Genomic DNA, 8,029 nt, shown 5'->3' with positions numbered 1-8,029 from the left:
ATCCGTGTAGTTAAGGATCTGCTGAATGATGAATATGTTCCAATTCGCGCCACTGATTATTCCAAAGCCCAATGTGACGGTAGACGCGTATATGTAGTTGACGGTAAAGAGTACAGTGAGTGCAGTTTCTGCGGGACTATCTGCCCGGCCAGGGATCTTTTTCATGAGCCCGATTCCGGTCTACCTCTTAAATGCGATATGTGTGAAGACGACCCGCCGCAGCCGGAACCCTTGTGTGTTCAGGCGTGCCAGCTTAACTGCCTGACTTACGAAGAAAAGGAAGTTTGGGTCGAAGCTGAAGAAGAACAAGTGAGACCAGCCGAGATGGAGCTGGGCTTGAAATCATTGGTAGACAAGTACGGATATCAGGAGTTGTCGGACACCTTTGCCCGCATGTCACAGAAAGCTAAGGGCTAATAAGGACAGGGGACACACCTGCTGAAGTCCGGGTAATTTTTTGTGGATAGGAATGTCCCCCAACTAAATGTGAAAGAAGAGGAAAAATCGTGGAAACTGTAACCCCCTTCAAAGAGGTCATAGGTGAAATAAAAGCGTACGGTGGAGAAGCCGTCAAATACTGCTATCAGTGCGGAAAATGCGATACCGTCTGTCCCTGGAACAAAGTCAGGACGTTCAGTATGCGCAAGCTGATCCGAGAGGCAACATTCGGTCTGACAGAGATCGAACACGAAGAGATCTGGCGTTGCACCACCTGCGGAAAGTGCGCCCAGGTCTGCCCCAGGGACGTAAAGCAGATAGAAGACATGAAAGCCCTGCGCAGGATGGCCTCGGGATACGGAGTTTTTCCCGCCGCCGTCAAACCCGTCCGCGGCGCGAGCGCAGGCCTTACCGCGGAAGGCAACCCCTTCGGTGAAAGCCGGAAAAACAGGGCCGATTGGGCAAAAGGCCTCTCTGTAAAAACATTCGAAGAAGGAATGGAATACTTATATTTCCCCGGCTGCTACCTCTGCTATGACCCGAGATTAAAGAAGGTAGCCCAAGCCACAGCCGGTATCCTCAATAAAGCAGGAGTAGATTTCGGGATCCTGGGTGAGCAGGAGAACTGCTGCGGAGAAAGCATCCGCAAGACAGGCAATGAGGAATTGTTCAAAAAATTAGCCAAGGAAAACATCAAAACCTTCATCGAAAACGGAGTAAAGAAAATTCTTGTTAATTCCCCTCATTGCTACCACACCTTCAAGAACGAGTATCCCGAATTCAGCGTGAACCTTGAAGTAGTGCATATCACCCAGTATTTATTCCAGCTGATTAATGAGGGAAGGCTTCAGATCAGCAAGGGATATGAGAAAAAGATCACGTACCACGACCCATGTTACCTGGGCCGGCATAACGGCGTATTTGACGAACCGCGTGAGGTTTTAAAGAAGATCCCCGGTTTAGAGCTGATCGAGATGAATGAGACGCGGGAACAAAGCCTCTGCTGCGGGATGGGCGGAGGCAGGATTTGGATGGAAACTCACGCTTCCGACCGGTTCTCCAACCTCAGATTAAATGAAGCTATCGGGGTTGGGGCTGAAGTGCTCGTTACCGCCTGCCCCTATTGCATCACCATGTTTGAGGACAGCAGGGCGGTCCTGAATTATGATGACGTCATCCAGGTCAAGGACATCACGGAGATCATCCAAGAGGTGATTTAATGACGGATAAGCTGGACATGCAGGGAGCGATTGGCGCATCGGATATGAAAGACGTGGCAGCGGAAGTAGTATGCGATCGCTTTTCGGACGAGGGATGGGCCAGGACTAAAGTTTACGTGCCCAGCGAGATGGAGCTTACAATTTATGTAAATAAAAAGGCACTGGTCACCATCCTGTGCACTGCAGCCAAGCTGAATTATCTCGTCATCGGATATCTTTACGCGGAGGGAATCATCTCAGGTGTCGGCGACGTGGCGAGCATGCGGGTGAGTATAGAGGAATCACTGGCCGATGTGAGGCTAAACGACCCCGATTATGAATTGCCGACGTTGCGGACACTTGGATGCAGCGGCAGTTCAGTTTTCAAAACCCGGGGTCTGAGGGTTGATTCGGACCTTGTTGTGACACCGGCGGAAGTACTGTCACTGATGAAGCAGATGCAAGAGCAGATGGAGTTATATCCGCTTAGCGGCGGGGTGCACACTTCAGCTCTGTCCGATACCAGGAACCTGCTGGTAGTGGCTGAAGATATCGGACGACACAACACCTTGAACAAGATCCAGGGCGAATGTCTATTAAGGGGAATATCAACCAGAGATCGATTGATGCTGATCACTGGCCGCATTTCATCCGAGATGCTGCTCAAGGCGGCAAAGATGCAGACCCCGATAGTAGTTTCGCGGCACGCGCCGACGAAGAACGCCATTTCGCTTGCCAGTGATATGGGCATCGCCCTGGTTGGCCAGGCCCGTGGCGACCGGCTGGCGGTGTTTACCCACCCGGAGCGACTTGGCTGCTCAACAAATTAAGTACGGCTGACCCGGCCGAACCCGGACATAACAAGGAAAGGGGACACACCTCCTCTTCCTTGGGTATAAGTCTAGGGTAGTCGGAGGAATGTCCCCGAGTTCATAAAACCTGATGAGGGTGGAGAGAATGGAAAAAGAACAAATTATAGAACAGATTTCTAAAAGTCTCGGAAACACTAAGTTCGGAGATGTCATGGTTGTCGGTGGAGGGATCAGCGGTATTCAAGCCTCTCTTGATCTCGCAACTGCAGGTTTTAAAGTTTACCTGGTGGACAAAGCACCGACTATTGGCGGACACATGGCCCAGCTTGACAAGACCTTTCCCACTAATGACTGCTCCATGTGCATTGAATCTCCAAAGTTTACTGAATGTAACAGGCATCCCAATATAGAGATCATGACCTATACTGAAGTTGACAGTGTGGAAGGGAAAGCTGGAAACTTTAAAGTAACGCTGATTAAAAAGCCCAGGTATATTGATGAGAGCAAATGCACGGGGTGTACTGTCTGTATGGAGTACTGCCCGGTCGTGTACCCTGATCAATTTAATCAGGGAATATCGAAGAACAAAGCCATCCACATTTACTTCGCTCAGGCAACTCCCCTTGTCACTTATATAGATGAAAGCTGCCGTTACCTTAAAGACAAGACATGTACCGTATGTCAGGGGGTCTGTAAGTCTGACGCCATAGATTTCAATCAAAAGGCGGAGAAAGTAGAAGTAAAAGTAGGAGCGATAATTCTGGCCCCGGGCTTTGAACCGTTTGATCCCAAGTTGAGGGAAGACTATGGCTACGGAAAGTTTGAGAACGTGGTAACCAGTCTGGACTACGAACGGCTGTTATGTGCCACCGGGCCATATGAAGGTGAGATCCTGCGCGCTTCCGACAGGAAGCATCCACATAAAATAGCCTGGATTCACTGTGTCGGTTCCAGACAGGTTATTCCGGGCGGCAACAGCTATTGTTCAGGCGTATGCTGCACGTATACCCAAAAGCAGGTGATTTTGACCAAAGACCATGATGCCGAGGCAGAGTGTACGATATTCCATAACGATATCCGTTCCTACGGCAAGGATTTCGAGCGATTCTACCAAAGAGCGGAGAACCTTCCCGGGGTCCGGTTTATCAGAAGCTACGTGTCAATAGGAAAAGAGATCCCGGAAAGCAAGAATGTAACTATAAGATACTCTACTGCCGAGGACGGGGTAAAAGAGGAAGAATTCGATATGGTGGTACTATCCGTTGGATTGAATCCTCCAGCGGATGGGTTGGAACTGGCAAGAAAGTTCGGCATTAAGCTCAATAATCACGGATTCTGTAAAACCAATCCGTTTAATCCGATGGAGACTACCCGCCCGGGAATTTATGTCAGCGGAGCCTTCCAGGGCCCCGTAGATATCCCCGAGTCGGTTGTGACCGCCAGCGGTGCCGGTTCCCAATGTGGTGAACTCCTTAACTACCGCCGGGGGGACCTGTCCACGGAAAGGGTGTATCCACCGGAAAGGGATGTCTCGCAAGAGGAGCCCAGGGTGGGTGTCTATGTGTGCCACTGTGGAGCTAATATCGGAAGGATAGTAGATGTTCCTTCCGCAGTTGAATATGCCAAAACATTGCCCAATGTCGTTCACTCTGATGAGAGCCTCTTTATTTGTTCTACTGAGGCCGCAGCGATGTTGGCAAAGGATATCCAGGAAAAAGGGCTCAACCGCGTAGTTGTCGCCGCCTGTACTCCCAGGACTCACGAACCGCTATTCCGGGACACCCTGCGGGAAGCGGGAATTAATCAATATTACTACGACATGGCGAATATTAGAGAACATTGTTCCTGGGTCCACTCCAAAGAAAAAGAAGAGGCCACCCGAAAGGCAAAGGAAATAATCCGGATGGCGGTAGCCCGGGCCTGCCACTTGGAGCCCCTGCAGGAATTTGATCTGTCCGTCGATAAAAGGGCGTTAGTGGTCGGAGGAGGCGTGGCCGGCATGACCAGTGCTCTCTCCATAGCCAACCAGGGATATGAGGTCTACCTGGTGGAAAAGGATACGGACCTGGGGGGAATAGCGCGAAGAATTCATTACACACTGGAAGGGCTGGATGTCCAAGCTTATTTGCGTGATCTAATCCGCAAGGTTTATCAGCACCCCTTAATCCATGTATATACTGATGCCACCTTCATCGACGCCAGCGGTTATGTGGGGAATTTCGTAACCACGGTGAAGACTGAAGGAAGGGTCATCGAGATAAAACATGGTGCGGCCGTCATCGCTACAGGTGCTGATGTATACACACCCACCGAATACCTGTATGGTGAAGATGACCGGGTCATGACTCACCTGGAGTTGGAGGAGCAGATCGCCAACGGAAACGAAAAGGTAATTAATGCGGAAAGTATAGTGATGATCCAATGCGTGGGCTGCAGAAATGAGGACAGAAATTACTGCAGCCGGGTATGTTGCAGCGAATCTATTAAGAACGCGTTGAAACTAAAAGAGATTAACCCCAAGATGGACATCTACATTATCTTTAGGGATATCAGAACGTATGGGTTCAAAGAGGATTATTACCGGGAAGCGGCAAGTAAAGAGGTAAGGTTTATCCGCTATGAGCCGGATGATAAACCACAGGTGGAAGCCGGCGAGTCGGATGAGGGGCGGCCCGTTCTAAAGGTTACCGTGACCGATCCTATTTTAGGCAAGAAGCTTGAACTGGACGCTGATATAGTCGCTTTGGCTGCCGCCGTTATTCCCTCAGCAGACAGAAAGGAATTATCCGGATTATTCAAGGTATCCTTGGGCCCGGATGAATTCTTCCAGGAAGCCCATGTCAAATTAAGACCTGTTGACTTTGGCGCGGAGGGAATTTACCTGTGCGGGATGGCTCACTATCCCAAGTTTATATCAGAAACGGTCAGCCAGGCTTATGGGGCTGCCGGCCGGGCCTTAACGCTTCTCTCACATGATACGGTCGTGGCCTCCGGCTCTGTTTGTGAGGTGGATGAGAGCAAGTGTGTTTCATGTGGGGCGTGTATTACGGTATGTGAGTATGGCGCCATAGAGTTTTATAATTCACCACAGGGCAGAAAGGCCAGGGTTAATCCTGTTCTCTGCAAGGGAGACGGTCTCTGCAACACAAAATGTCCAACAGAGGCTATAAGCCTGAAGCACTACACCAATGAAGAGCTCTTCAGCCAAATTGACGCGGCTTTTGCAGACTTGTAGAAGTCCGGTAATGAACAAAGGCGGGATTATTAAATAAGGAGGTGAGAAAAGAATGAGTACAGAACTCAAGTTCAAACCAAAGATCTTAGGCTTTGTGTGTAATTGGTGAGCATACGGCGCTGCTGACTTGGCTGGAGTTTCCAGACAACAATATGCCACCCATATTAAGCTTATTCGCGTGATGTGTTCCGGCAGAGTCGACCTGACACATGTACTCAGAGCCTTCTCAAATGGAGCAGACGGGGTGTTTATCGGAGGTTGTCACCTTAACGAATGCCATTATATTACGGATGGGAATTACGGTGCGTTAGGCATGGTGCTTCTATGTAAAAAAATAATGGAGCACATTGGGGTGAGCCCCGAAAGGTTAAGGCTAGAACATTTATCTGCCGGTGAAGGAATCCGTTTCGCCGAAGTGGTGAATGACTTCAACAAGAAAGTGATGGAGTTAGGACCTCTTGGCAAAGGCGAAGGAATAGATGAAAACGCGTTAAAGTCCAGACTTGAAGTAGTTACAAACCTAGTCCCCTACATTAGGCTGGTGGAAAGGGAGAGACTGAGACTACCCGAAAAATCGGAGGAAGAGTATCGTAGATTTTTCACCAGTGACGAGTTCAACAGGGTGTTTGATGAAACAATTGCGGAGAAATTGGCAATAAGCCAAATTATCTCTATCTTGCGGGAAGGACCCCTTACAACCGGAGAGATCGCTAAGGTATTAGGCCTGACCCCGTCTGAAGTATCAAGACACCTTAATAGTTCGTCAAGGCAAAGATTCGTCAGGTACGATCAAGGCCTGAAACGCTATGCTCTGGCATAAGGTGAAAAGAGCGGGCGGTGGATTAAAGGGAAAAAGGAGATTAGGACAGAGCTATGGATAAGGATAAAGTCGATCAGGTTGATAAACATGAGTGCGAGTGCGCTTGTCATGGTATCGCCGAGGGATTGATCGATAGAGTCGATCAGATTATTGATAAACATGAGTGCGAGGCCAGTTCGCTGATTCAGGTATTGCTGGAGATTCAAAGCGAAAATCACTGGCTTCCCAAGGAAGCGTTAGAGAGGGTAGCCGAGCGGTTGCAAGTTCCTTTAACCCGGATCCAGCATATAGCTACCTTCTATAAAGCTTTTAGTTTGGTTCCCAAAGGACGCCATGGAATTCACGTTTGTATGGGTACTGCCTGCCACGTGCGGGGTGCGCAGCGTGTCCTCGACGCTGTGCAAGACCTGACTGGTATTAAACCGGGCGAAACGGATCTGGATTTGAAGTTTAGCCTGGAGACGGTTAACTGCCTCGGTTGTTGCGCCTTAGGACCGGTTGTGGAAATTGACGGAAAGACGCACGGTAAGATGGCGCCGGCCATGGTGGCAGACGTGTTAAAAAACTATGATTAGGGTGAAATTATGGCACGTATAAATTCGTCCGCTGAATTGGAAGAATTCAGGAAGGACATATTGTCGGAAAGAGACCCAAATAAACCTTGCATTTCAATATGTGCCGGCGCCGGTTGCATTGCTTCCGGCGCAAGTGAAGTCATAGCCGCCTTCCAAGCAGAGATTGAAAAACAAGGCTTAAAGGCTGATGTGAATACAAAAGGAACCGGGTGCCCTGGATTTTGTGAGAGAGGACCCGTTGTGGTTATTTATCCTGAGGAGATATGCTATCTCCAGGTAAAGCCTGAAGACGTTCCCGAGATTGTCTCTCAGACCATAAAGGAGAAGAAGGTTGTCGAGCGCCTGCTCTATGTCGACCCGAACACAGGCGAAAAAGCAACCCGCGAATCCGATATCCCCTTTTATAAGAATCAAGAACGAGTCATAATCGGCAGTAACATCAAAATTGACCCTAAGAGCATTGACGATTATCTGGCGATTGGCGGCTATTCCGCGTTAGACAAAGCTCTTTTCCAGATGACACCCGGGCAGGTATTGGAGGAAGTCAAAAAATCCAACCTGAGAGGAAGGGGAGGCGCCGGCTTTCCCACAGGCAGCAAGTGGGAAGGGTCCCGCAATGCCCCTGACGAAATAAAGTATGTGATCGTCAATGCAGACGAAGGGGACCCCGGGGCATTTATGGACAGAGCTGTACTTGAGGGGAACCCCCACTCAGTCCTTGAAGGGCTAATAATCGGGGCTTATGCCGTCGGCGCTTGTGAGGGCTATATTTACGTTCGTCAGGAATACCCCTTGGCAGTAGAGAATGTGAACCTTGCGATTAAGCAGGCTGAGGAATATGGTTTTCTCGGGAAAAATATTCTCGGCTCAGGCTTTGATTTCAAGGTTAAAGTGCACCAGGGCGCCGGAGCTTTCGTTTGTGGTGAATCAACTGCCCTGATGACGGCATT

General features: G+C 49.5%; 7 protein-coding genes. All 7 read left to right on the top strand.

Annotated features, from left to right (window positions below):
* On the top strand, positions 1–417 hold a 417-nt coding region (locus NUV48_15155; GenBank protein MCR4443471.1), incomplete at its 5' end, for a (4Fe-4S)-binding protein.
* Positions 418–506: 89 nt separating this feature from the next.
* Complete coding sequence (locus tag NUV48_15150; protein MCR4443470.1) at positions 507–1,658, top strand: (Fe-S)-binding protein; 1,152 nt, start codon at positions 507–509, stop codon at positions 1,656–1,658.
* The gene (gene fdhD, locus NUV48_15145) at positions 1,658–2,467 is read left to right on the top strand and encodes a formate dehydrogenase accessory sulfurtransferase FdhD (protein MCR4443469.1); all 810 of its coding nucleotides are present in this window, start codon (positions 1,658–1,660) and stop codon (positions 2,465–2,467) included. Before NUV48_15150 ends, fdhD begins: the two co-directional genes overlap by 1 nt.
* A gap of 127 nt (positions 2,468–2,594) precedes the next feature.
* On the top strand, positions 2,595–5,684 hold the full coding sequence (locus tag NUV48_15140) for a CoB--CoM heterodisulfide reductase iron-sulfur subunit A family protein (GenBank protein ID MCR4443468.1): 3,090 nt from the start codon (positions 2,595–2,597) through the stop codon (positions 5,682–5,684).
* 52 nt (positions 5,685–5,736) lie between these two features.
* Complete coding sequence (locus tag NUV48_15135; protein ID MCR4443467.1) at positions 5,737–6,504, top strand: hydrogenase iron-sulfur subunit; 768 nt, start codon at positions 5,737–5,739, stop codon at positions 6,502–6,504.
* Between the two features lie 53 nt (positions 6,505–6,557).
* Positions 6,558–7,079 (top strand): NAD(P)H-dependent oxidoreductase subunit E, encoded by a 522-nt coding sequence (locus NUV48_15130; protein ID MCR4443466.1) that lies wholly within the window; start codon positions 6,558–6,560, stop codon positions 7,077–7,079.
* Positions 7,080–7,088: 9 nt separating this feature from the next.
* On the top strand, positions 7,089–8,029 hold a 941-nt coding region (locus NUV48_15125; GenBank protein MCR4443465.1), incomplete at its 3' end, for an NAD(P)H-dependent oxidoreductase subunit E.

Source organism: Peptococcaceae bacterium, assembly GCA_024655825.1.
Lineage (GTDB): Bacteria > Bacillota > Peptococcia > DRI-13 > PHAD01 > JANLFJ01.
This window is presented reverse-complemented; position numbering and strand designations above follow the sequence as displayed.